The following is a 23,629-nucleotide window of genomic DNA, read 5'->3' as shown; positions in this document are numbered from 1 at the left end:
ACGAAGCCGGCAAGCGCGGCGGGCGCTTGCCCCGAGCGGCGCCGGCACGGGCGTGCGGACACCATCTTTCAGAAACTGTGGCGAATTCTAATACACACCTGTATCTGAATGCAAAGATGAATCCGAAAGGTAAAGGGTGCTAGACTGCGCGCCATGAAACCACAGCGCTTAACTCGCGAGCAGAGCAGGGACCAGACGCGCGAACGTCTGCTGATTGCCGCGCACCGTATTTTTCTGAAGAAAGGTTTTGTCGCCGCGAGCGTCGAGGACATCGCGGCGGCGGCCGGCTATACGCGCGGCGCGTTCTACTCGAATTTCCGCAGCAAGTCCGACCTGCTGCTGGCATTGCTGGAGCGCAATCACGCGGAGGTGCAGGCCGACTTCCAGGCGATCTTCGACGGGGGCGGCACGCGCGAGCAGATGGAGTCGATGTCGCTCGCGTATTACCGGACGCTGTTTCAGGACGACGAGTATTCGCTGCTGTGGGGCGAGGCGAAGCTGCAGGCCGCGCGCGACGCGAAATTCCGCGTTCGGTTCAACCAGTTCCTGCATGGCAAGCGCCTGCAGATGGCCGAGTTCATCCGGCGCTTCTCCGAGCGTGCGGGCACGCCGCTGCTGCTGCCGGCGGAGACGCTGGCGTTCGGGCTGATGTGCCTGTGCGACGGCGTGCAGTCGTACTACTCGGCCGATCCGCAGCACGTGTCGGCCGAGGTGGCCGAGTCGGTGCTGGCGGGGTTCTTCGCGCGCGTGGTGCTTGGGCGCGCGCCGGACTGAGCGGGCTCCGGCCTCGGGCCGCCTTCGTCACGCTGCCGGCGACGAACCGCCCGGTCAGCGCTCGCCGGTCATCCGCCGGTACGCATCGAGCAGCGACGTCTTGTAGACGACCCCGGCGAGCGTCGGCTCGGCTTCGCTTTCGATCACCGGCAGGCGTTCGCCCTGGAACGCCATGAACCGTTCGAGCGCGGTGGCGAGCGGCATGTCGGGCGTGAGCAGCGGAAACGGCGTGTGCACATAGTGCGCGGCCGTCTTGTCGGCCGTGTCGCGCTTGTCGAGCAGGTCCGACGTGATGTCCTTCAGCGCGACCGCGCCGCGAAAGCGCCCGGCGTCGTCGGTCACGTACAGATACTTCACCGGATATTCGAGGAACACGCGCGTCATGTCGGCGACGCTCGCGGTGAGCGGCACGACCGTCTGCGCGGGCTGGATCAGCTCGCGCATCTGCGTGGTGCGGATCCGGCTGCGTTCCTCGGCATCCTGGTGGTGGTGCAGCGTGATCTCGTACATCGACGTCGTGCCGGTCGCGCGCGCGACGAAGTACGCGAACACGCAGGACACCAGCAGCGGCAGCACGACCTGGTAGCTGAGCGTCATCTCGAAGATCATCAGGATCGCCATCAGCGGCGCCTGCGTGGCGCCCGTCAGGAACGCGCCCATCCCGACGATCGCGTATGCGAAGTACGCCGACGTGTGGCCGGGCCACACGGCTTGCATCGCGAGTCCGAACAGCGAGCCGAACACCGCGCCGACGAACAGCGTCGGCGTGAACACCCCGCCGATCGCGCCGGAGCCGACGGTGGCGGAGGTCGCGATCACCTTGAACACGAGCACCGCGACGAGTGCCTGCCAGGTCCACGGCGAATGGAGGATGAGGTTCACCACGCTGTAGCCGTTGCCCCACACGTCCGGCACCCAGACCGAGATCACGCCGACGACGAGGCCGCCGAGCGCGAGCCGCACGGGCAGCGGCACGGGCAGCCGCTTGAACCGGTTCTTCGACGCATCGAGCAGGTGCAGGAACTGCGGCGCGAGCACGCCGCACAGCGCGCCGAGCACGACGAACAGCAGCACTTCGGGGCCGGTGACGGCCGGAAACACCGGCATCTCGTACGGCGGCCGGTAGCCGGCGAATTCGCGCATCACGATGTTCGCGACGACCGACGAGACGATCATCGGCCCGAGACTTTCCATGGCGATGCCGCCGAGCACGATCTCCGACACGAAGAAGGCGCCGGCGATCGGCGCGTTGTACGCGGACGTGATGCCGGCTGCCGCCCCGCAGGCGACCAGCAGGCGCAGGCGCGGCGGGTCGAAGTGCACGAAGCGGCCGACCAGCGACGCGGCGAGCGCCGCGAGCTGCACCATCGGGCCTTCGCGGCCGATCGAGCCGCCGCTGCCGATCGTCAGCAGCGACGACACGCTGCGCCACAGGCTCTGGCGGACCGGCACGATGCCGTTGCCGAGCGCGACCGATTCCATGTAGTCGGTCTTGGCGGCCTGCTTGGCGCCGCGGGTCGCGAGCAGCAGCACGCAGCCGGCGAGGAAGCCGCCCGCGGCCGGCATCCAGAACCGCACGTACCACGGCAGGCGCTTGGCCATCTGCACGAAGCTGCCGCTTTGCCCGGAGATCAGGTGCTGCATCAGGTCGATGCCTTCGCGGAACGCCATCGTGGCAAAGGCGCCGCCGACGCCGACGATGGCCGACCAGATCAGCATCGTATGGGCGTCCGACAGGCGGAACAGCGTTTGGGCGCGAGTGCGCAGCTTCAGCAGGAACGAGAGCACGGCTGAAAGAGGGCGATGGAAAACGACGCGAAGCATAGCACTGCGCCGCGCCCGCGGGACCTTCCCGTCGGGCGCGGCGTGCGAAGTGTCACGGGCGGGCAACTCAGCCAAGCCAGTGCTGCACGGCCCAGGTGATCCCGTAGCCGCCGGCGATCAGCCACACATACAGGATCAGGCCGGTCATCAGTGCCCGGGGGCCGGCTGCGCGGATCTGCGCGACGCGGGTTTCGATGCCGAGCGCGGTCATGGCCATCGTCAGCGCGAAGGTGTCGAGCACGTTCAGCGTGTGCGTGACGTCGGCGGGCAGCACGTTCAGCGAGTTGACGATCACGAAGCCGAGGAAGCCGAGTGCGAACCAGGGCACGGCCACCTTCCGCTTGCCGTGCGCGCCGCCGGCAGTGGCGCGTGCCGAGCGGGCCAGCCACCCGCCGAGCACCAGCAGCACCGGCACCAGCAGCATCACGCGGGTCATCTTGACGATCGTCGCGATGTGCGCGACCTGCGGGCTGATGTCACTCGCCGCGCCGACCACCTGCGCGACCTCGTGGATCGTGCCGCCGAAGAACAGGCCGAGGCCGGCCGGATCGAGGTTCAGCAGCCCGGCGTGATACGCGATCGGGTACAGGAACATCGACAGCGTGCCGAACAGCACGACGCTGCCCACGGCCATCGCGCTCTGGTGCGGCTTCGACTGCAGCGTCGATTCGAACGCGAGCACGGCGGCCGCGCCGCAGATCGCGCTGCCGGCGGCGGTCAGCAGCGCGGAATCGCGGTCGAGCTTCATGATCTTCATGCCGGCCCAGGTGCCGATCACGAGCGTGCTGACGACGACCAGCACCGACACCGTCAGGCCCGGCAGCCCGACCTGCGCGATTTCCTGCAGGCTCACGCGCAACCCGAAGAACGCGACCGCGATGCGCAGCAGCTTGCGCGCGGAGAAATTGACGCCGGCCGCCCAGCTGGCCGGCATGCCGTCGCGCAGCGCGTTGCCGTACAACGCGCCTGCGACGATGCCGACGATCAGCGGCGACAGGCCGAGCCCCGCGATCGCGGGAAGCTGGGACAGGCTCGTGACGGCGGCGGCGAACAGCGCGACGAACAGCACGCCGTTCAACTGGCCGCGCATCGACGGCGCGGCGGGGCTGAGATGGGGAGTCGGAGCAGTGGACATGGAAGCACCGTGATGGAGCGTGTGGCGATGCTGTAATCCTAATTTCGTTATATCGATATGAAAAATTGTGATTTGTGACATAAACTATCCGGAAAGCCGATAATTTATCCCCATGACCCCGGATCAACTGATAACGTTCGCCGCCGTCGCCGAGCACCTGAACATCAGCCACGCCGCCGTGGCGCTGCATCTGTCGCAGCCGGCCGTGTCGGGCCAGTTGCGGCTGCTGCAGGATGAATTCGGCGAGCCGCTGTACCAGCGCGAAGGCCGCGGCATCCGCCTGACCCCGGTCGGCGAGCAGCTCGCGCAGTACGCGAAGGCGCAGCGCGACACCTTCGCGCAGGCGCGGGCGTTTCGTGACGCGGTACGCGGCCTCGAGGCCGGCACGCTGCGCATCGGCGCGAGCACGACGCCCGCGAGTTACCTGTTGCCGTACCTGATCGCGGCGTTCCAGCCGCGCGCGCCGCGCGTGGCGATCCAGACGATGAGCGGCAACACGGCCGACGTGGTCGCGGCGCTGCCGTCGCTCGATATCGCGATGATCGAAGGGCCGCCCGGCGAGGCACTGCCGCCTGGCACCGCGGTGCACGCGTGGCGCGAGGACGAGATCGTGGCGATCGTGCCGACCGGTCATCCGCTGGCGGCGCCCGAATACGCGTCGGGGGTCACGCTCGACGCGCTGGCCGCCCACCCGCTCGTGCTGCGCGAGGCGGGTTCCGCCGTGCGGCAACTCGTCGAGCGCGCGTTCGCGCAAGGCGCGGCGCCGATGCGCGTCGCGTTCGAGATCGCGGGCGTCGAGGCCGTGAAGGAAGCCGTGCGGGCCGGGATGGGCGTCGGGTTCGTATCGGCGATGTCGCTGCGTCACGACGATGCCGCGCTCGTCCTGCGCTCGCTCGCGCCCAAGCCGCTCATCCGTCACTTTTCCATCCTCGTGCCGCACGGCGGTGCGCCGTCGCGGGTCGCCGCCCAATTCCTCGAAATGAGCCTCGCGCACGACAGCGCCTGAGCGAACGAACCCGGCCCGGGAACGTGCGTTGCGCGCCGTCGGGCGCGCGTTCGCGCCGTGCACCGTCTTAGGGATTTCCTCTATGGCGTGGGCCCGGAGCGAAGCGCACCATCCGTCTCAAGCAAATGGAACCGGTTCCATTCCGGTGAAAAAGGGCAACATGACAGACATCGTGATCGTGGCGAGCGCATTCGGGATGGACCGCGTGCGTCAGGAGGGCCACAGCGCATTCATCGCGACCGCGGCGGCAGCCGGCGCGACCGGCTTCGAGGTGCGGCGTGAACTGTTCGCGTCGGAAGAGGCGGCCGCGCCTGGCGCGCTGGCCGCGCTCGGCGCGCAACTGGCCGGCCACGGACTGTGGTCGGTGTTCTCGACGCCGGCCAACCTGTACACGGAAACGGGCGCGCTCGATGCGGACGCATTGCGCAGCGCGCTCGTCGAAGCCGACGCGCTCGGCGCGCGCTTCGTGAAATTCCAGCTCGGCGGCTTCGCCGGCGATGCGCACGCAGCCGAGATCGTCGCGCTGTCGCGCGGCGCGCGGGCCCGCGTGGTGGTCGAGAACGGCCAGCTTCCGGTCGGCGGCGCGCTTGCGCAGTTCCGCGGGCTGTTCGACGCACTGGCCGCGGCGGGCGTGCCCGATGCGCTCGGGATGACCTTCGACATCGGCAACTGGCAGTGGCCGGGCGAAGCGCCGCTTGATTGCGCGCAAGTGCTCGCGCCGCATGTGGAATACATTCACTGCAAGGCAGTCGCGGGCGAGGGCGCGCGCCGCTTCGCCACCGCGCCGGCCCCGAACGATCCGCTCGTGACCGGCGTGCTCGCGGTGCTGCCGCAGCACGCGCCGCGCGGCATCGAGTTCCCGTTCGACGCGTCCGACCTGGCGGGCGATGCATGCCGGCGCGTTGCGTGGCTCGCCACGGCGTGACGGCGGAACGATCCTGGAGAGTACATTCATGAAAGCAGCACTCGATGTCGTGACCTACGGCGAAGCGATGGCGATGTTCGTCGCGACCGAGCCCGGCCATCTCGCGCATGCGACGCAGTTCACGAAGCGGGTCGCGGGCGCCGACCTGAACGTCGCGATCGGCCTGTCGCGGCTCGGCTTCCGGGTCGGCTGGATGAGCCGTGTCGGCCGCGATTCGTTCGGCGGCTACGTGCTCGACACGCTGGCGCGCGAGGGCATCGACGCGTCGTGCGTGACCGTCGATCCGCGTTACCCGACCGGTTTCCAGCTCAAGTCGCGCAACGACGACGGCAGCGACCCGACTGTCGAATATTTCCGCAAGGGCTCGGCCGCGAGCCACCTGTCGTGCGACGACTACGTGGCCGACTACGTGCTCGGCGCGCGCCACCTGCACCTGACGGGCGTCGCGCCGGCGATCTCCGCGACGTCGTGCGAACTCGCGTTCAAGCTCGCGCGCGAAATGCGCGCGGCCGGCAAGACGATCTCGTTCGACCCGAACCTGCGCCCGACGCTGTGGCCGTCGGCCGACGTGATGGCGAAGACGCTGAACGCGCTCGCGTCGCTCGCGGACTGGGTGCTGCCGGGCATCGCCGAAGGGCGGCAACTGACCGGGCACGACACGCCGGCCGACATCGCGGGCTTCTATCTTGCACAGGGCGCGCGCGGTGTCGTGATCAAGCTCGGTGCGGAAGGTGCGTACTACCGGACGGCCGACGGCCGCGACGGAACCGTGGTGGGCGAGCGCGTGCAGAACGTCGTCGATACGGTCGGCGCCGGCGACGGCTTCGCAGTCGGCGTGGTCAGCGCGTTGCTGGAGGGCAGGACGATCGAGCACGCGGTGGCGCGCGGCAACCGGATCGGTGCGCTCGCGATCCAGGTGATCGGCGACTCGGAAGGACTGCCGACCCGCGCCGCGCTCGATCGATTCGAAAACGTCAGCAATGGCGCTGATCGCCTAGAGGAAACCTTCACCGCGCAATGAGAGGCCGGACACGGCACAATCCGCGGACTCATTTCGTCGTGCATGCGCACGGCATGGTACGGGATCAGCGTAAGCGCTAAAGCGCTAACGCTGATCGACCGCGAAGCATGGGGCCGGAATAAGCGCTAAAGCGCTAACTCCGGCCGACCGCGAAGCATGGGATCAGCGTAAGCGCTAAAGCGCTAACTCTGATCGACCGCGAAGCATGGGGCCGGAGTAAGCGCTAAAGCGCTAACTCCGGCCGACACAGGAGACATTCTGATGGCCAACTCTCTCGCTGCCCGCCGCTGGTGGACGATCATGCCGATCGTCTTCATCACGTACAGCCTCGCCTACCTCGACCGCGCGAACTACGGGTTCGCGGCCGCGGCCGGCATCAACCAGGACCTCGGGATCAGCAAGGGCCTGTCGTCGCTGATCGGCGCGCTGTTCTTCCTCGGCTACTTCTTCTTCCAGATTCCCGGCGCGATCTACGCGGAACGCCGCAGCGTGAAGAAGCTCGTGTTCGTCAGCCTCATCCTGTGGGGCGCGTGCGCGGCGCTCACGGGCGTGGTCAGCAACATCCCGTCGCTGATGGCGATCCGCTTCGTGCTCGGCGTCGTCGAGGCGGCCGTGATGCCGGCGATGCTGATCTACATCAGCAACTGGTTCACGAAGAACGAACGCTCGCGCGCGAACACGTTCCTGATCCTCGGCAACCCGGTCACGGTGCTGTGGATGTCGATCGTGTCGGGCTATCTCGTGCACGAATTCGGCTGGCGCCACATGTTCATCGCCGAAGGCGTGCCGGCTGTGCTCTGGGCCGTGTGCTGGTGGTTCCTCGTGCAGGACAAGCCGGCCGATTCGCCGTGGCTCAACGCGCAGGAAAAGCGTGACCTCGACGCCGCACTCGCGGCCGAGCAGGCAGCGATCAAGCCCGTGCGCAACTACGGCGAAGCATTCCGCTCGCCGGCCGTGATCAAGCTGTGCGCACAGTATTTCTGCTGGAGCATCGGCGTGTACGGCTTCGTGCTGTGGCTGCCGTCGATCGTCAAGAACGGCTCCGACCTCGGGATGGTCGCGACCGGCTGGTTGTCGGCGCTGCCGTATCTCGCCGCGACGATCGCGATGATTGCCGCATCGTGGGCGTCCGACAAGGTCGGCTCCCGCCGCGGTTTCGTGTGGCCGTTCCTGCTGATCGGCGCGGCTGCGTTCGCCGCATCGTACGCACTCGGCTCGTCGCACTTCTGGATCTCGTATGCGCTGCTGGTCGTGGCCGGCGCCGCGATGTACGCGCCGTACGGCCCGTTCTTCGCGATCGTGCCGGAACTGCTGCCGAAGAACGTCGCCGGCGGCGCCATGGCGCTGATCAACAGCATGGGCGCGCTCGGCTCGTTCGTGGGCTCGTACTTCGTCGGCTACCTGAACGGGGCGACCGGCTCGCCCGTCGCGTCGTATGCGTTCATGAGCGCCGCGCTCGTCGCCGCGGTGATCCTCACGCTGTCCGTCAAACCCCAGGCGCGCGATGCGCATCCGCTCGCGACGCCGCTGCAAGGAAAATGAATCCGATGAAGCCCCGTATCGTCGCGTACAAGCCGCTGCCCGATGACGTCCTCGCGTACCTGCGCGAGCATGCGGACGTCGTGCAGGCCGACGGCGCCGCCGCCCTTGCCGATGCGCTCGGCGACGCGGACGGCGCGATCGGCGCGAGCCTGAAGGTCACGCCGCAGATGCTCGACCGCGCGCCGCGGCTGAAGGCGTGGTCGACGATCTCGGTGGGCTACGACAACTTCGACGTCGCGGATCTCACGCGGCGCGGGATCGTGCTCGCGCATACGCCGGACGTGCTGACCGAGTCGACCGCCGATACGGTGTTCTCGCTGATCCTCGCGTCCGCGCGACGCGTGGTCGAGCTGGCCGAGTGGGTGAAGGCCGGCCACTGGCATCACAGCATCGGCCCCGACCTGTACGGCACCGACGTGCAGGGCAAGACGCTCGGCATCGTCGGGCTCGGGCGGATCGGCGGCGCGGTCGCGCGCCGCGCGGCGCTCGGCTTCCGGATGCAGGTGCTGTACGCGAACCGCTCCGCGCACGCGGAAGCCGAGACGCAGTACGGCGCGCGGCGCGTGACGCTCGACGAACTGCTCGCGCAATCGGATTTCGTGTGCCTGCAGGTGCCGCTGTCGCCGGAAACGCACCACCTGATCGGTGCGGCCGAATTCGCGAAGATGAAGCGCGGTGCGATCCTGATCAACGCGTCGCGCGGGCCGGTGGTCGACGAAGCCGCGCTGATCGATGCGCTGCGCGCGGGCACGATCCGCGGCGCGGGGCTCGACGTGTTCGAGAAGGAGCCGCTGGCGGCGGATTCGCCGCTGCTGCAGATGAAGAACGTCGTCGCGCTGCCGCATATCGGCTCGGCGACGCACGAGACGCGCCACGCGATGGCGCGTTGCGCCGCGGAAAACCTGGTCGGCGCGCTGGCCGGCACGCTGCGCACGAATCTCGTCAATCCGGATGCGCTCGCGCGCGCTTGAGCCGCGGCGGTAGCGGGGCGCCCCCCGGCCGACCTCCGGCCAGCGGGGCGCCGGCTTCGTTAGAGTCGACGGTCTTGGTGCTGGAGGGCTGGCTGCGTTATGATCCCCGCGCGTCGCATCGACGGCCCGGCAATGCTGCCGGCGGCGTCCCGCGACGGGTATCCGCGCCAGTCCGGTGCGGCCGACTGCTGTTGCAGGTGACCGGGGCGGGTGCCGACGCGCCGGTGCTGAAGGGCAGACGCTGATCGACCGCGAAGCATGGGACCAGCGTAAGCGCTAAAGCGCTAACGCTGACCGACAGGGAGATTCCACCGGGTGGCTTACGTTTCCAACAACAAAGGTCCGTCTGCTCACGAAGCGGCGCGGATCGTACGTCGCGAGGCACGACAGTGACCGATTCGCAACCAATCACGACGCGTCCGGCGACGATCAGCGACGTCGCGCGCGAGGCCGGCACGGGCAAGACCAGTGTGTCGCGCTACCTGAACGGCGAGACGCACGTGCTGTCCACCGATCTGCGCCAGCGGATCGAAGCGGCGATCGCGCGGCTCAACTACCGGCCGAACCAGATGGCGCGCGGGCTCAAGCGCGGCCGCAACCGCTTGCTCGGCATGCTCGCGGCCGACCTGACCAATCCCTATACCGTCGAAGTGCTGCAGGGCGTCGAGGCCGCATGCCACGCGCTCGGCTACATGCCGCTGATCTGCCACGCGGCGAATGAAGTCGAGATGGAGCGCCGCTTCCTGCAGCTGCTCACGACCTACCGCGTCGAAGGGCTGATCGTCAATGCGCTCGGCGCCGACGAGGACGTGCTGCGCCCGCTGCGCGGCGCCGGCATCCCGGCCGTGCTCGTCGACCGCACGGTCGAAGGCTTCGAGGCCGACCTGATCGGCCTCGACAACGCCGACGCGATCGAGACGGCCCTCGCGCACCTGGTCGAACACGGTTTCGACGCGATCCATTTCGTCGTGCAGCCGTTCGAGCGCGTCAGCTCGCGGCGCCTGCGCGAGGCCGCGTTCCGCACGGCACTGGCGGCGCGCGGGCTGACGGTGCCGTCGACGGTCGTGCTCGACCTGAACGAACCCGACGCGGTCACGGCGGCGCTGGCCGACATCGATGCCCGCATCGACGACGCGGCACGGCGCGGCGTGCGCGCGGCGCTGTTCGCCGCGAACGCGCCGGTCGCACTCGCGATCGCGCGCCACCTGCGCGCGCGTTTCGGCACCGCATGGCAGCAGCGGGCGGCGCTGCTGTCGATCGACGATCCGGAATGGGCCGAGCTGATCGGGATCACGACGATCCGCCAGCCGACCTACGAAATCGGCTACAAGGCCGTCGAATTCGTGCACGAGCGGATCGACGGCGCGGCGGGTGACGTACGCGTCTCGCTGTTGCCGGGCGAGCTGGTTGCGCGCGCGTCGACCGCAAGCTGAGTATCATTCGGGGCACGCAGCGCGTCAGGTGCGCTGCCCCGAACAAGGAAATACATGACTGTCGCTCCCGTCACGCTGGCGGTGCTGATCGCCGCCACGCTGATCATCGCGCTCCTGCCGCTCGTCCTCTACCGCATCCTGCGCAAGCCGCTGGCGTTGAACCGCCGCGACACGATCGTCGGCGTGGCCGTCTTCACGCTGTTCGCGATGATCCTCGAACGCGCGTTCCACGGGCTCGTGCTGAGCCAGACGCCGCCGGATGGCTGGCTCACGCAGCCGCTCGCGTTCGTCGCGTACAGCGCGCTCGCGACCGCCGTGTTCGAGGAAGTCGGCCGCTATCTCGGGATGCGTTTCCTGAATCGCCGCTATGGCCCGTCGTCGGCCGGCGACAGTCGCGGAATCGGCTACGGGATCGGTCACGGTGGCGCCGAAGCATGGTTCGTCGGCGTACTCGTGTGGGGCCAGTGGTCGTATCTCGCGTGGCTCGCGAGCCGCGGCCAGCTCGAAGCACAACTCGCCGACCTGCCGGGCGATACCGTCGTGCGCCTGCACGTGATGCTTGCGACGCTGTCGGCGCAGTCGATGCTGCTGTTGCTGCTCGAACGCTGCACGGCATTCGTGCTGCAGCTTGCACTGTCGGTGCTGGTCTGGCGTGGCGTGCGCGCCGGCCGCGCGGGCGTGTTGCCGCTCGCGATCGTGCTGCATGCGCTCGCGGCCGCGCCGGCGTTGCTGTACCAGGTGCGCGTGCTGCCGGCCGGCGGGGTCGAGGCCGCGTATTTCGTGCTCGCCGCGATCCTGGTCGTCGTGCTGGTGAAGGCATGCCGGCCGTCGCAAGCGGCAGCCTGACGGGAGAGACGGGATGGATGACTATCTGATCGAATGCCAGAGCGCGGAATTCGACGCGCTCGCACGCGTGATCTGCGATCTCTTTCCGGAGCAGACGCGTTTCGCCGAAAGCAGCGACGCACGCGGGCGGTTCCTGTCCGTGCAGTGGCTCGCGATGCGTTTCGGCTCGGCGCCGAAGCGGATGACGCTCGATATCCGCATCGTGCCGGCCGCGCTCGCGCGCTACCTGGCGCTCAAGCCGATGCAGCGGGCGCGCAGCCATGCGGTGCTGCATGCGTATACGGAAGCGATGCTCGGATCGCTCGAGGAGCGTCACGCGGCCGGCGAGGCCGTCGAGCGCGACGCGGAACTCGTACTCGACGAAGACTTTGCGTGACCGTTCGCGCCGGCGCCATGCCGGCGCGCTGCATTACGCGTCGCGGTAGACCTGCGCGAAGCGCTGCGCCTGCACGACACCGTAGTCGCCGGGCGCGTACTGCATCACCCAGTCGCCGGCCACGCCACGCAGCGTGTCGCCGTTTTCCGAGCGGGCGATCGTGAACGGCTCGTCCATCCGGCGGGCGAGCACGACGGCCGGCCGGTTCCGGTAGGCGCCCGGTGCGCCGTGTGCGAGTGCCGGATCGGCGGGCAGGTATTTGGCGTCGAAGCGCGCGCGCGACACGACCCAGCGGTCGCCGGTCGAGCCCGTGATCAGCGCGTCGCCCGCCACATAGCGGTTCGGGCCTTCGAGGCTCATCAGTTCGCCGTCGGCCTCCGCGAAGGCAACGGCGACGGTTTCGTCCTTGACGACGCGACGGGCCTGCGGATCGGTGCGCAGGTCGAGGTGCTTGAGTTCGAGCATGACGGGAAAGGGCGGGAAAGCTGTAAAAGCGGGGAGCTTATCCCGAATTCGGCGCGCCGTGTGACGCGCCGGTCGCCTGGCGCGGCGCCGTTCGGCCCGGACGGGCGGTACGGCGCCGGCAGGGCGGGCGTCAGGGCTGCGCGGGGGCGCTGGCGGCCGGCGCGGCTGCCGCCTTGCCATCGGTGCCCTTCGTCTTGCCCTTGCCGCGGTGCTCGCCGCCGTGGTGCAGCCAGCTGCGGAACGTCGTGTCGGCGAGCGCCTTCTGGTCGGCCGGGAAGCTCTCGTAGAGCGGTGCGAAGGCGTCGGCGAGCTTCTTCGCGCCGTCGGCGTTCGCCTGCGACAGTTCCGCGTACTGCTTCATGTCGTCGAGCGCGGAGACGTCGTGCTTCGCCATCCGTTCGCGATAGAGGCGGCCCATCGTGTCGCCGTTGTCGCGCATCGTGTCCGCGAACGTCTTCCACTGCGGTTCCTGCGCCGACGTGATCTTCAACTGGTCGTGCAGATACTTGATGCGCTGCTCGACGCGCGCTTCATGGCGTGCCGCGCGCTGCTCGGCGCTCGGGGCCGACGCCGCGGCCGTCGTTGCGGGGGCCTGGGCGGGCGCTTGCGGCTGCGCCGGGGTCTGCGCGAACGCGCTGGCTGCAACGGCGAGCGTAGCGAGGGTGAGCGAGATTTTCTTCATGGTTGGCTCTCCGGGGTGGTGTCTTGCGAGCGGGCGCGGCGGCAACTGCCGCAAGCGCGCTTCTCGCGTCGCACGGTATTAGTAGCACGTTGCGTGCAGCGCAGCAGTGAATGCGACACTTGCTTACATCCGATACGAATCGAAATTGAAAGGTCCGACGCGGGTCCGGCCGACGGCGTTTGGGCGGGCCGGCGTTCGGCGCTATCATCGCGTCACCTTCCACTCAACCGGCGCGTCGTGCCCCGGCCCAGCCTCATGCGTCCACCCCGCCTCGACCAACTCGACGATCTCGACCGGCAACTGGTCGCGCTGCTGCAGGCCGATGCGCGCGCCAGCGTCGCGGATCTCGCGCGTCAGCTCGACGTCGCGCGCACGACGGTCGTCGCCCGCATCGCGCGGCTCGAACGCACCAACGTGATTGCCGGCTACAGCGTTCGGCTCGGGCAGGACGTGCTCGATGCAAGCATCTACGCGTATGTCGGCATCATCCTCACGCCGAAGTTCGGCAAGGACGTGTTGCGCAAGCTCGACCGGATGCCCGAGGTGCAGCTGCTGTGCGCGGTGAGCGGCGAGTACGACTACGTCGCGTGGCTGCGCGCCGATTCGCCCGAACGGCTCAACGACCTGCTCGACCAGATCGGCACGCTCGAAGGCGTCGAACGCACGACGACGTCGATCATCCTGTCGCGCAAGATCGATCGCGGGACGATCGGCGGCTGACGCTCAGGCGCGGCCTGCGTCGCGTCGTGCGTGTTGCGCCGCGGTATCGGCCCGGCTGTCGGGCTGCGCCGCGCGAGGCGGCCGCACGAGCGGAATGCGCACCGAGATGCGCAACCCGCGCGCTTCCGTTTCATCCGCATAGGCGAGCGCAATGTCGGCACCCATCCGGTCCGCGACGATCTTCACGATCGACAGGCCGAGCCCGGAGCCGATCTGCGCGTTGCCGGGCACCCGGTAGAACGGGTCGAACACACGTTCGCGTTCGTGCGGCGCGATGCCCGGCCCGGTGTCGGCGATCGTCACGCACACGTGCGTGTCCGTGCGTTGCGTCGACAGATCCACGCGTCCGCCCGGCGGCGTGTAGCGGATGGCGTTGTCGACCAGGTTCATCACGAGCGACACGAGTTCGAGCTCGTCGACGGGCACGTGCGTGTCCGGGCCGTCCTCGATGCCGATGTCGAGGGTTTTCGCGTCGGCGAGCGGCATCAGGTCTTCCAGCACGCGTCGATAGATCGCATGGACGGACACGTCACCGGGCGGCGCGGCCGGCGCGCTTTGCGCCCGCGCGAGCGCGAGCAGCTGCCCGATCAGGTGGCGGCTGCGGTCGAGCCCGCCGCGCAGCGCGGCGAGCCGTGCGCGCGCATCGTCCGGCAGGTCGGCCTCGGCGAGGCGCTCGGCCTGCAGCGACATCGCCGTGAGCGGCGAGCGCAGTTCGTGCGCGGCATCGGCGACGAAGCGGCGCTGCGCGGCGACCGACTGCGCGACGCGCGCCAGCATGCGGTTGATCGCGACGACGAACGGCCGCACCTCGACCGGCACGCGCTCGGCCGGCACCGGGCGCAGGTCGTGCTCGTCGCGTGCATCGATGCCCGCGGACAGCGCGGCCACCGGGCGGAACAGCTTGCGCACGAGATCGGCGACGAGCAGCAGCAGGATCGGGACGAGGATCAGCAGCGGCAACGCGGTGCGCCATGCGCTTTCGCGTGCGACATCGTCGCGCATGCCGGCTTCCTGCGCGACCGCGATGCGCTCGCCGTTCGCGAAGGTCCGGACCATCACGCGATACGTGCTGCCGCCGGCATCGACCGTATGCAGCCCGTCGGCGAGCGTCGGTGCCAGCGCGAGCCGCGGCGCGCCGTCACTGCCCGGCTGCGGTTGCGGTGCACTGCCGAGCGGCTGCACGAACACGCGCGACAGCTCGTCGCTTTCGCGCGCGGGCCCGGTGCCGTCGGCATGGAGCGACGACGCGTGCTCGCGGTCGAGCAGCGTCGCGACCTCGCGCAGCACGTCGTCCTGCAGTTCGTGCGCTTCGTCGAATGCCGATGAAAACGCGAACGCGGCCGCGGCCGTCGCGACGACCAGGATCGCGGCCGACAGCGCGACCGACAGCCGGAACCCGATCGACTCGCTCAGGCGCTTCTTGAAACCATCCATCCCGCACCCCTGACGTTCTTGATCACGGTGCTGCCGAGCTTGCGGCGCAGCGAATGGATCAGGAATTCGACCGCATTGCTTTCGACTTCCTCGCCCCAGCCGTACAGGCGATCCTCGAGCTCGCGCCGCGACAGGATCGCGCCCGGGCGCACCAGCAACGCGCGCAGCAGCGAGAACTCGCGATTCGACAGCGGCACCGGCGCGTTCCCGTCGACGGCGGCCTCGCGCGTCGCCGGGTCGAGCGACACGATGCCGTTGCTCAACAGCGGCGCGGCCGAACCGGCCCGGCGCCGGATCGCGACGCGAATCCGCGCGAGCAGCTCGGCCATCTCGAACGGCTTCACGATGTAGTCGTCGGCGCCGCCGTCGAGGCCTGCCAGTCGATCGTCGAGCCCGTCGCGGGCGGTGACGATCAGCAGCGGCGCGCTGGCGTCCTTCGCGCGGATGGCGGCCAGCACGTCGAGCCCGTCGCGGCCGGGCAGGCCGAGATCGAGCAGGACCAGGTCGTAGGGCTGCGCGGCGAACGCGGTCAACGCGCGCACGCCGTCGGTGACCCAGTCGGTGGCGTACGACGCGTCCTTCAGCGCGGCGTGGACGGCCTCGCCGATCATCGGGTCGTCTTCGACGAGCAGTATTCGCATGCGTGTTCTCCGTGCCGCGCAAACGCCGCCAGCGTATGCGATTCCCGCACGGGCGTCACGTGCCGCGGCGCGCTGCGATCCTTATTTGCCGCTGAACCGCTCGAGCGCCGCGAGCAGGTTCTTCATCGCGGCGGCCGAATCGGCCTGGGTCGGATGATCGGCGCGCAGCGCGGAGAGTGCGCGGTCGATCTCCTGGTCGACCATGTGCCAGTCGGCGGCGGCGCGCGGCTTGAGGCCGGCTTCGGCCGAGTCCCACGCGATCTCGAGATCCTTGATGCGCGTTTTCGCGCCCGGCAGGTCGCCCTTGGCGACGAGCGCGTTCACGTCGACGGCGATCGTGCGGAACGGCGACAGGTCGCCGAGCTTCGATGCGTGGGCCGCTGCGGGCGATGCGGCGGCCGAGGCGGGTGCCGGCGTCGCTGCGATTGCATCCTGCTGCTTCGAGCAGCCGGCGGCGGCGCTCAACAGGGCAATCGCGGCCGCGGTAACGGCGAGACGGGAAACGGGATGGGGGATGCGCATGGCGTGTCCTCGATTCGATGAAGGGAAGGAAAAGGGCGTCATTCGGCGGTACCGGTACGCGTGCGCGGACCGCTGCCGAACTGCGCGACGGCGACGAGCAGCACGATCACGGTCAGGAACAGCAGGCTCGTCCACGCGGCGCCGAAGCCGAGCCCGCCATAGGTGCGGGCCTGCGTGAGCAGGTCGCCGAGCGACGCGCCGAACGGGCGCGTCAGGATGTATGCGATCCAGAACGCCAGTACCGCATTGGCGCCGAGCCGCCACATCACGAACACGGCCGCGATCAAGCCGCCGAAGCACAGCGCGCCGAACGTGAAGCCGAGCCCGAGCGCCTCGGTCGCGAGATCGCCCGCGGCGGTGCCCAGCGCGAACGTGCAGAGGATCGCGGCCCAGTAGAACAGCTCGCGGCGCGGCGTGACGATCGTGTCGATCGACAGCGTGCCTTCGACGCGATGCCACACGAAGAAGATCGCGGCGAGCGCGACGGCAAACGCGGCGGTGCTCGCATAGAGGCTGACGTTCAGGCCGTCGGTGAGCAGGTCGGTGATCTGCGTGCCGACGATGCTGACCAGCACCACCGTGAGCCAGTAGATCCACGGCACGTAGCGGCGCGTACGCAACTGCAGCCACAGCGCGATCGCGAGCAGCGACGCCATCGCGACGCGCGTGACGGTCTGGCCGAGCCCTGCGTTGACCGCGAGAAAGTCCGCGCCGGTTTCGCCGACCGTGGTCGACATGATCTTGATGATCCAGAACGACAGCGCGACGTCGGGCACCTTGTTCAGCCAGTGCGGCGAGCGATGAGCGGGCAGGGATTGCATGCGATGCCTCCTTGGGAGTCGGGTGGTCGGCATGCAGTCTGAAACGGAAGACTTAGGCCAGCCATAGCGGGGCCGGCAGCGTCAAAAACGCGACGTTTCGACACTTCGACGAAATACGTGGTCGAAACGTCGAAATTATCGGTCGATTCGCATCATTCTTCGTCTTGGAACTGATTTTGCGCGTCCCTACACTGTGTTCATGGCTCAACGCCGTTCACAACACCAACCCATCATCAGGAGATAAGCGCATGAAAATCGCCATCGTCGGCGCAGGTCTGATCGGCCACACCATTGCTCACATGCTGCGTGAAACGGGCGACTACGAAGTCGTCGCGTTCGACCGTGACGCGGATGCGCTTGCGAAGCTGTCGCGCGAAGGCATCGCGACGCAACGGGTCGATTCGGCCGATGCAAACGCGATTCGCGAAGCCGTGAAGGGCTTCGATGCGCTCGTCAACGCGCTGCCTTACTACCTCGCGGTCAACGTCGCCGCCGCCGCGAAGGCTGCCGGCGTTCACTACTTCGACCTGACCGAAGACGTGCGCGCCACCCACGCGATCCGCGAACTGGCCGAAGGCTCCGACCGTGCGTTCATGCCGCAGTGCGGCCTCGCACCGGGCTTCATCGGTCTCGCCGCGCACGAACTGGTGAACGGCTTCAGCGAAGTGCGCGACGTGAAGATGCGCGTCGGCGCGCTGCCCGAGTATCCGACCAACGCGCTGAAGTACAACCTGACGTGGAGCGTCGACGGCCTGATCAACGAATACTGCCAGCCGTGCGAAGCGATCCGCGACGGCCGCAAGCAATGGGTGCAGCCGCTCGAAGGCCTCGAGCACTTCTCGCTCGACGGCACCGAATACGAAGCGTTCAACACGTCGGGCGGCCTCGGCACGCTGTGCGAGACGCTGTCGGGCAAGGTCGAGACGCTCGACTACAAGTCGGTGCGCTATCCGGGCCACCGCGATCTCGTGCAGTTCCTGCTCGAAGACCTGCGCCTGTCGACCGACCGCGACACGCTGAAGTCGATCATGCGCCGCGCGGTGCCGTCGACGAAGCAGGACGTCGTGCTCGTGTTCATCACGGTGACGGGCGTGAAGGACGGCCAGCTGGTGCAGGACGTGTTCACGCGCAAGATCTTCGCGAAGGACGTGTGCGGGATGCACATGAGCGCGATCCAGATCACGACGGCCGGCGCGATGTGCGCGGTGCTGGATCTGTTCCGCGAAAAGAAGCTGCCGCAGAGCGGTTTCATCCCGCAGGAAAAGGTGTCGCTGAAGGCGTTCCTGTCGAACCGCTTCGGCAAGCTGTACGAAGGCGGCACGATGGAGCGCGTGCACGAAGTAGCCTGACCACCCGTCAGCCTCTGGCACGAGGGCCGTACGACGCCGGGAGCGCAACAGCGCTTCCGGCGTTGTTTTTTGCGGGGGACGAAAAAGAGCGGCCGGTCAGGCCGGCAGCGGCGGGACGATCGTGGCCGCGGGCGGACGCGGCGCGATGCGGTACAGCAGCGCCTCGACGTCGGCGTCGGAGGGCGCGGTGTTGTCGAACATCACGATGCCGTCGCATTCGTGGCCGGTCGGCACGAAGCGACGCTGCCGGTATTCATCCCAGTGCGCGAGCTTGTATGCGTCGTTCGGGTTGCCGCGCGCGACGATCCGCTGGTGCGCGACGTCTTCCGACGTGTGGACCCAGACGACCGTCAGCGTGACGTCGGGCGCGATGCCGAGCCACGCGCGATCGAGAATGCGGCGATCGCGCACTTCGCGCGACAGCGGGCCGACCACGAGCGCGCCGATGCCGAGCGCGAGATTTTCACGGGCCGTGTCGAGCAGGCCCTGGTATTCGGGATCGCGCAGGTGCTTCAGGTAGAGCGGGCTGTCGCGGTCGTTCGGATTCTCGGTGAGCGCACCCATCGCGGCCGAGCTGTAGCGGCCGTACAGCGTGTCCTTGTCGAGCAGGCAGAAGGCCTCGCCGGTCGCGCGCATCAGCGGCCCGATGAGCCGCTTCGCGAGCGTGGTCTTGCCGGTGCCGGCGTGACCGCAGAAGAACACCAGATGCGTCACGAAGCCTTGCCTCCCGAGCGCGGGCTCGACGCGCCGTTGCGCTTGTCGCCGCGCGAGAAGACTTCCGCTTCCAGCCACATCGCGTTGATGATGCCGAAGCCGAGCGCCACGCCGATGCCGAGTATCCACGAGAAATACCACATGGGTCTGCCTCCTTGACGGTTGGGCCGCACGGCCGTGCGGCTGGGGGGCCGAAGTGTCCGGGTGCGCATGCTGCGGCGCACGCAGCCCGATCATGACCAATATCGCCGAGCCGCGCAAGCCGGGCCACCCGCGCAGCAAACCGGTAAACTGATGCGCAAACCGCAACGTCACGAACACCATGCTGATCAACTGTGCTGCATACCAGGACGGCCGCAAGCTGGCCGACATCGATATCGACGCCATCAGCGACTACGTGTCGAAGCCCGAGTGCTTCGTGTGGGTCGCGCTGAAGGATCCGACACCGGAGGAACTCGACCTGATGGGCGAGGAATTCGGGCTGCACGAACTGGCGCTCGAGGATGCCCGCAAGGGGCATCAGCGGCCGAAGATCGAGGAGTACGGCGATTCGCTGTTCGCGGTGCTGCATACGGTGGAGCTGGACGACGACGATGAGTTCAATGTCGGCGAGCTGAACGTGTTCGTCGGCCCGAATTACGTGCTGTCGATCCGCAACCATACCGAGCACGATTTTCGCGACGTGCGCAAGCGCTGCGAGCGCGAGCCGCATCTGCTCCAGGAAGGTTCGGCATTCGTGTTCTATGCGCTGATGGACCAGGTCGTCGACCGCTATTTCCCGATCCTCGAAACGCTCGGCACCGAACTCGAGCAGCTCGAGGACCGCATCTTCGCGAAGGCCACGCCCGCCTCGTCGCGCGCGATCATCGAGGATCTCTATTCGCTGAAGCGCCGGCTCGTGATGCTGTACCAGCACACGGCGCCGTTGCTCGAGCCGCTGGCGAAGCTCACCGGCGGGCGCATTCCGCAAGTCTGCAGCGGCATGGAGCCGTACTTTCGCGACGTGTACGACCATTTGCAGCGGATCGTGAAGACGATCGAAGGGCGGCGCGAGATGGTGGTCACGGCGATCCAGGTCAACCTCGGGATGATCTCGCTGGCCGAGAACGAGGTGACGAAGCGGCTCGGCTCGTTCGCCGCGCTGTTCGCGATCCCGACGATGATCGCCGGCATCTACGGGATGAACTTCGCGAACATGCCCGAACTGCACCTGAAATACGGCTTCTACGGTTGTATCGGCGTGATGGTCGTGGCCGACTTCGCGTTGTGGTGGCGCTTCAAGCGGGCAGGGTGGCTGTAGTCCCGCGTCACGCTTGGGGCGGCGCGTGCTTGCCGACCACGACGCGCCACGGCCGCACGCGCCACGATTTCACGAGGCCGTTCTGCACGTACGGATCGGCGCGCGCGAACGACTCGGCCGCTTCCGGCGAATCCCCTTCGAACACGAGCACGGCCTGATCGGCCGGGTCCGACAGCGCGCCGGCGAGCACGAGTTCGCCGCGCTCGGTCGCAGCCTGCGCAAGCGCGAGGTGCTGGGCGCGGAACGGTTCGCGACGGGACAGGTAATCGTCGACGAGTTCGTAGGTCAACTGGTAATGCATGGCGGCTCCGGGAAGGATCGCGGCGGCCGGTGCGTCAGCGCGCCGTCAGTCAGTCTGCTGCGGGCAGTATAGGGCACGCGGACGGCGGCGACACGACGCGGAGGGCGGCGCGCTTCAGTGACCACAAATGCAACTAACGGTCTGAGCGCTACCCGTCCTGGAATCCCGGCCGCAACGCGCCTTCCATGCAGCCAGGTCTACAGGCCGCCGGGCGGGGGCATCCCTACGCCTTGTAGCCGATCGTGCGCAGCAGATCCTTGCGCCAGCGGATGTCGTCGTCATTTTCGACCCCGAGCGGCCCGAAGCCGTCGACGACGCCGACGATCCCGCGTCCTTGCGCGGTTTCCGCGACGATCACCTCGGTCGGGTTCGCGGTCGCGCAATAGATCCGGCAGACCTCCGGCACGGCCTTGATCGCGTTGAGTACGTTGACGGGGAAGAATCCGTCGCCGAGGAACACGATGAACGCGTGACCGGCGCCGATCGCGCCGGCGTTGCGGCAGGCGAGGTCGACGAGCGCCGCATCGGTGCCGGAGTGGCGCACCAGTCGCTTGCCTGACGCCTCGCAGAAGGCGAGCCCGAAGCGGATGCCGGGCACGGTGCCGACCAGCGCCTCGTGGATGTCTTCGACGGACTTGATGAAATGCGACTGGCCGAGGATGAAGTTCACGGTCTCGGGCTTGTCGACGGCAACGGTTTGCAGTTGCAGCATGGCGGACCTCGTCTCGCGATGCGGCGCGTGGGCCGCAATGGGCGCTTCAAGCTTAGTACGCTGCAGCCGGCGACGAAAGCGGCGCGGGCGGCCTATCCTTCGTTGTGTGTGGCGCGCGCTGCGCGAAGGCAATGGAGGGCGACATGGACGTGCGACAAGGCTTCGTCGACTGCGTGGGGCGCACGCCGCTGATTCGCTTGGCGAAGCTCAGCGCCGAGACGGGCTGCGAGATCCTGGGCAAGGCGGAATTCATGAATCCGGGCGGGTCGGTGAAGGACCGCGCGGCACTCTACATCATCCGCGACGCCGAGCGGCGTGGCGTGCTGCAGCCGGGCGGCACCGTGGTCGAGGGTACAGCGGGCAACACCGGCATCGGCCTGGCGCATATCTGCGCGGCGCGCGGCTATCGCTGCGTGATCGTGATTCCCGACACGCAATCGCCGGACAAGATGGCGATCCTGCGCACGCTCGGCGCCGAGGTGCGCCCGGTGCCGGCGGCGCCCTACCGTGACCCGAACAACTACCAGAAGATTGCCGGGCGGCTCGCGGACGAACTCGACAACGCGGTGTGGGCCAATCAGTTCGACAACGTCGTCAATCGCCAGGCGCACTACGAGACGACCGGGCCCGAGATCTGGCGCGATACGGCAGGCACGATCGATGCTTTCGTGTGCGCGACCGGAACGGGCGGCACGCTGGCCGGCGTGAGCCGTTATCTGAAACAGCAGAAGCCGGACGTCCGGATCGTGCTGGCCGACCCGCACGGCAGCGGGCTTTACGGGTACGTGAAGACGGGCGACCTCGGCGCGGAAGGCAGCTCGATCACCGAAGGCATCGGATCGACGCGCGTCACGATGAACCTTGCGGACACGCCGATCGACGATGCCGTGCGGATCGATGATCAGCAGTGCGTGACGATGGTCTACCGGCTGCTGCGCGAGGAGGGGCTGTACGTGGGCGGATCGAGCGGCATCAACGTCGCGGCGGCGGTCTGGCTGGCCCGCCGGATGGGCCCGGGCCACACGATCGTGACCTTGCTGTGCGACCGTGGCGACATCTATCGCGCGCGGCTGTTCAATCGGGAATGGCTACGTGAAAAGGGACTGGATCCGGGGGACTGAACCCGTGCGTCGAGTCGGTGCGAAGCACGGGAGCGGTGAGGTTTTCCATCCGCCGGAATGCGACCTATGCTGAACGAATCCGGTGCGAACGCCGTTCGCCCGTTTCGCCAAGACGAGGTGTGCCATGCCTGTATCAGCCACCCTGCAGGATTGCCTGCGTCAGAAGTCATCGCGGTACGAAGTGGTGTACCACCCCTATAGCCATACGAGCATGGAGACGGCCGCCGCCGCGCATATTCCCGGCGATCGCCTCGCGAAAACCGTGCTCCTCGAAGACGACGAAGGCTACGTCGCCGCCGTATTGCCGACCACGCACGCCGTGCGCCTGTCGGATCTCTGGGTGAAGACGGGACGCCATCTCGTGCTCGCCCGGGAGGTCGAGTTGCGCGAGCTGTTCAAGGATTGCGACATGGGCGCATTGCCGCCGGTGTGCATGGCGTACGGCATGAAGACGTTTCTCGAGGAACGTCTCGCGCAGCAGCCGGAAGTCTATTTCGAGGCCGGCGATCACGAAGCGCTGATCCACATGATGCAGGACGAATTCCTGATGCTGATGGAGACGGCCGAACGCGCGCATTTCTCGCACAAGATGCAGGGCATGCACTCCTGACGCGCGCGGGGCAAGGGCGCTGGTCGGTGCGTGTCTGACACGGCCGCGTGTCGAGGCGGCAAGTGGTCGGGCGATATTTAATTCGATATGCGAAGTTATTTTCGACGTTTCGTCGCGTGCCAGGCCATCATGAAATTTGCATCGCATTGCAGATCAAATTTCCGGATATCCGTAGGGTTTCGGACGTTCCGAGGACGCGGTGTCGGCCGGTTCGAGTCAGTTGATCAAGCGTATCCGACGACCGATGAGGGGAGGGGCGTATCCTGCCGGGCGCTTCCGGCGCGGCCCATTTTGGTGCGGCGCGGGAAATGTGCCGATATTTATGTCGAAACAGATTAATATCCGTTTTCGCATATAACCATACAATTCAATTACCGTTTTTAT

At 67.8% G+C, this 23,629-nt stretch carries 26 protein-coding genes; 14 read left to right on the top strand and 12 right to left on the bottom strand.

Annotated features, from left to right (window positions below):
* The first annotated feature begins 153 nt into the window (after window positions 1–153).
* Complete coding sequence (locus CFB45_RS10120) at window positions 154–774, top strand: TetR/AcrR family transcriptional regulator (protein ID WP_089425509.1); 621 nt, start codon at window positions 154–156, stop codon at window positions 772–774.
* 54 nt (window positions 775–828) lie between these two features.
* Here the strand turns inward: CFB45_RS10120 and CFB45_RS10115 are convergent, their stop codons facing one another.
* On the bottom strand, window positions 829–2,562 hold the full coding sequence (locus CFB45_RS10115) for a ClcB-like voltage-gated chloride channel protein (RefSeq protein ID WP_218828874.1): 1,734 nt from the start codon (window positions 2,560–2,562) through the stop codon (window positions 829–831).
* Window positions 2,563–2,665: 103 nt separating this feature from the next.
* Window positions 2,666–3,733, bottom strand: a complete 1,068-nt coding sequence (locus CFB45_RS10105) for a YeiH family protein (protein WP_089425506.1) — start codon at window positions 3,731–3,733, stop codon at window positions 2,666–2,668.
* Between the two features lie 112 nt (window positions 3,734–3,845).
* Here CFB45_RS10105 and CFB45_RS10100 point away from each other — a divergent pair, with 112 nt between their 5' ends.
* The 8 genes from CFB45_RS10100 (at window position 3,846) to CFB45_RS10065 (ending at window position 11,853) form a co-directional block, all read left to right on the top strand.
* A complete protein-coding gene (locus tag CFB45_RS10100; protein ID WP_089425505.1) occupies window positions 3,846–4,739 on the top strand; it encodes a LysR family transcriptional regulator in 894 nt (297 codons plus the stop codon).
* A 160-nt stretch (window positions 4,740–4,899) separates the two neighbouring features.
* A complete protein-coding gene (locus tag CFB45_RS10095) occupies window positions 4,900–5,664 on the top strand; it encodes a TIM barrel protein (RefSeq protein WP_089425504.1) in 765 nt (254 codons plus the stop codon).
* A gap of 28 nt (window positions 5,665–5,692) precedes the next feature.
* A complete protein-coding gene (locus tag CFB45_RS10090) occupies window positions 5,693–6,685 on the top strand; it encodes a sugar kinase (RefSeq protein ID WP_089425928.1) in 993 nt (330 codons plus the stop codon).
* A 261-nt stretch (window positions 6,686–6,946) separates the two neighbouring features.
* Window positions 6,947–8,227 (top strand): MFS transporter, encoded by a 1,281-nt coding sequence (locus CFB45_RS10085; protein ID WP_039357927.1) that lies wholly within the window; start codon window positions 6,947–6,949, stop codon window positions 8,225–8,227.
* Window positions 8,228–8,232: 5 nt separating this feature from the next.
* Window positions 8,233–9,198, top strand: a complete 966-nt coding sequence (locus tag CFB45_RS10080; protein ID WP_089425927.1) for an NAD(P)-dependent oxidoreductase — start codon at window positions 8,233–8,235, stop codon at window positions 9,196–9,198.
* 389 nt (window positions 9,199–9,587) lie between these two features.
* Window positions 9,588–10,631, top strand: coding sequence for a LacI family DNA-binding transcriptional regulator (locus CFB45_RS10075; RefSeq protein WP_089425503.1), 1,044 nt, complete (start codon window positions 9,588–9,590; stop codon window positions 10,629–10,631).
* Between the two features lie 54 nt (window positions 10,632–10,685).
* Window positions 10,686–11,477, top strand: a complete 792-nt coding sequence (locus tag CFB45_RS10070; RefSeq protein WP_089425502.1) for a YhfC family intramembrane metalloprotease — start codon at window positions 10,686–10,688, stop codon at window positions 11,475–11,477.
* Between the two features lie 13 nt (window positions 11,478–11,490).
* The gene (locus CFB45_RS10065) at window positions 11,491–11,853 is read left to right on the top strand and encodes a DUF3022 domain-containing protein (protein WP_047850836.1); all 363 of its coding nucleotides are present in this window, start codon (window positions 11,491–11,493) and stop codon (window positions 11,851–11,853) included.
* 33 nt (window positions 11,854–11,886) lie between these two features.
* On the opposite strand, the gene CFB45_RS10060 is transcribed toward CFB45_RS10065, so the two are convergent.
* Both CFB45_RS10060 and CFB45_RS10055 read right to left on the bottom strand, forming a co-directional pair.
* Window positions 11,887–12,318, bottom strand: a complete 432-nt coding sequence (locus tag CFB45_RS10060) for a PGDYG domain-containing protein (protein ID WP_089425501.1) — start codon at window positions 12,316–12,318, stop codon at window positions 11,887–11,889.
* 130 nt (window positions 12,319–12,448) lie between these two features.
* The gene (locus CFB45_RS10055; protein WP_089425500.1) at window positions 12,449–13,000 is read right to left on the bottom strand and encodes a Spy/CpxP family protein refolding chaperone; all 552 of its coding nucleotides are present in this window, start codon (window positions 12,998–13,000) and stop codon (window positions 12,449–12,451) included.
* Window positions 13,001–13,255: 255 nt separating this feature from the next.
* Here CFB45_RS10055 and CFB45_RS10050 point away from each other — a divergent pair, with 255 nt between their 5' ends.
* Window positions 13,256–13,720, top strand: coding sequence for an Lrp/AsnC family transcriptional regulator (locus CFB45_RS10050; protein WP_006481526.1), 465 nt, complete (start codon window positions 13,256–13,258; stop codon window positions 13,718–13,720).
* A gap of 3 nt (window positions 13,721–13,723) precedes the next feature.
* On the opposite strand, the gene CFB45_RS10045 is transcribed toward CFB45_RS10050, so the two are convergent.
* The 4 genes from CFB45_RS10045 to CFB45_RS10030 form a co-directional block, all read right to left on the bottom strand.
* Window positions 13,724–15,154, bottom strand: a complete 1,431-nt coding sequence (locus tag CFB45_RS10045; RefSeq protein ID WP_089425499.1) for a sensor histidine kinase — start codon at window positions 15,152–15,154, stop codon at window positions 13,724–13,726.
* A complete protein-coding gene (locus tag CFB45_RS10040) occupies window positions 15,130–15,795 on the bottom strand; it encodes a response regulator transcription factor (protein ID WP_089425498.1) in 666 nt (221 codons plus the stop codon). Before CFB45_RS10040 ends, CFB45_RS10045 begins: the two co-directional genes overlap by 25 nt.
* An 81-nt stretch (window positions 15,796–15,876) precedes the next feature.
* Window positions 15,877–16,317 (bottom strand): hypothetical protein, encoded by a 441-nt coding sequence (locus CFB45_RS10035; protein ID WP_089425497.1) that lies wholly within the window; start codon window positions 16,315–16,317, stop codon window positions 15,877–15,879.
* A gap of 38 nt (window positions 16,318–16,355) precedes the next feature.
* A complete protein-coding gene (locus CFB45_RS10030) occupies window positions 16,356–17,138 on the bottom strand; it encodes a COG4705 family protein (protein ID WP_089425496.1) in 783 nt (260 codons plus the stop codon).
* Window positions 17,139–17,386: 248 nt separating this feature from the next.
* On the opposite strand from CFB45_RS10030, the gene CFB45_RS10025 reads away from it, so the two are divergent.
* A complete protein-coding gene (locus tag CFB45_RS10025; protein WP_039357959.1) occupies window positions 17,387–18,487 on the top strand; it encodes a saccharopine dehydrogenase family protein in 1,101 nt (366 codons plus the stop codon).
* Between the two features lie 96 nt (window positions 18,488–18,583).
* Here CFB45_RS10025 and CFB45_RS10020 read toward each other — a convergent pair whose 3' ends face one another.
* Both CFB45_RS10020 and cydX read right to left on the bottom strand, forming a co-directional pair.
* Window positions 18,584–19,201 carry an AAA family ATPase gene (locus CFB45_RS10020; RefSeq protein ID WP_089425495.1) on the bottom strand — a complete coding sequence of 206 codons (618 nt, stop codon included), beginning with the start codon at window positions 19,199–19,201 and terminating at the stop codon, window positions 18,584–18,586.
* The gene (gene cydX, locus CFB45_RS10015) at window positions 19,198–19,344 is read right to left on the bottom strand and encodes a cytochrome bd-I oxidase subunit CydX (RefSeq protein WP_043182986.1); all 147 of its coding nucleotides are present in this window, start codon (window positions 19,342–19,344) and stop codon (window positions 19,198–19,200) included. Before cydX ends, CFB45_RS10020 begins: the two co-directional genes overlap by 4 nt.
* A gap of 179 nt (window positions 19,345–19,523) precedes the next feature.
* Here cydX and corA point away from each other — a divergent pair, with 179 nt between their 5' ends.
* Window positions 19,524–20,501: a magnesium/cobalt transporter CorA gene (gene corA / locus CFB45_RS10010; RefSeq protein ID WP_089425494.1), complete on the top strand. Its 978-nt coding sequence runs from the start codon at window positions 19,524–19,526 to the stop codon at window positions 20,499–20,501.
* A gap of 7 nt (window positions 20,502–20,508) precedes the next feature.
* On the opposite strand, the gene CFB45_RS10005 is transcribed toward corA, so the two are convergent.
* Together CFB45_RS10005 and CFB45_RS10000 are read right to left on the bottom strand one after the other, a co-directional pair.
* Window positions 20,509–20,802: a YciI-like protein gene (locus tag CFB45_RS10005; protein ID WP_089425493.1), complete on the bottom strand. Its 294-nt coding sequence runs from the start codon at window positions 20,800–20,802 to the stop codon at window positions 20,509–20,511.
* A gap of 223 nt (window positions 20,803–21,025) precedes the next feature.
* Window positions 21,026–21,514 carry an adenosine-specific kinase gene (locus tag CFB45_RS10000; protein ID WP_089425492.1) on the bottom strand — a complete coding sequence of 163 codons (489 nt, stop codon included), beginning with the start codon at window positions 21,512–21,514 and terminating at the stop codon, window positions 21,026–21,028.
* A 143-nt stretch (window positions 21,515–21,657) separates the two neighbouring features.
* Between CFB45_RS10000 and CFB45_RS09995 the strand changes: the two genes are divergently transcribed.
* Together CFB45_RS09995 and CFB45_RS09990 are read left to right on the top strand one after the other, a co-directional pair.
* The gene (locus tag CFB45_RS09995) at window positions 21,658–22,635 is read left to right on the top strand and encodes a cysteine synthase A (RefSeq protein WP_089425926.1); all 978 of its coding nucleotides are present in this window, start codon (window positions 21,658–21,660) and stop codon (window positions 22,633–22,635) included.
* A 124-nt stretch (window positions 22,636–22,759) separates the two neighbouring features.
* On the top strand, window positions 22,760–23,245 hold the full coding sequence (locus tag CFB45_RS09990) for an aminoacyl-tRNA deacylase (RefSeq protein WP_031401741.1): 486 nt from the start codon (window positions 22,760–22,762) through the stop codon (window positions 23,243–23,245).
* The last annotated feature ends 384 nt before the right edge of the window (window positions 23,246–23,629 follow it).

Source organism: Burkholderia sp. HI2500 (assembly GCF_002223055.1).
Taxonomy (GTDB): Bacteria; Pseudomonadota; Gammaproteobacteria; order Burkholderiales; family Burkholderiaceae; genus Burkholderia.
This window is presented reverse-complemented; position numbering and strand designations above follow the sequence as displayed.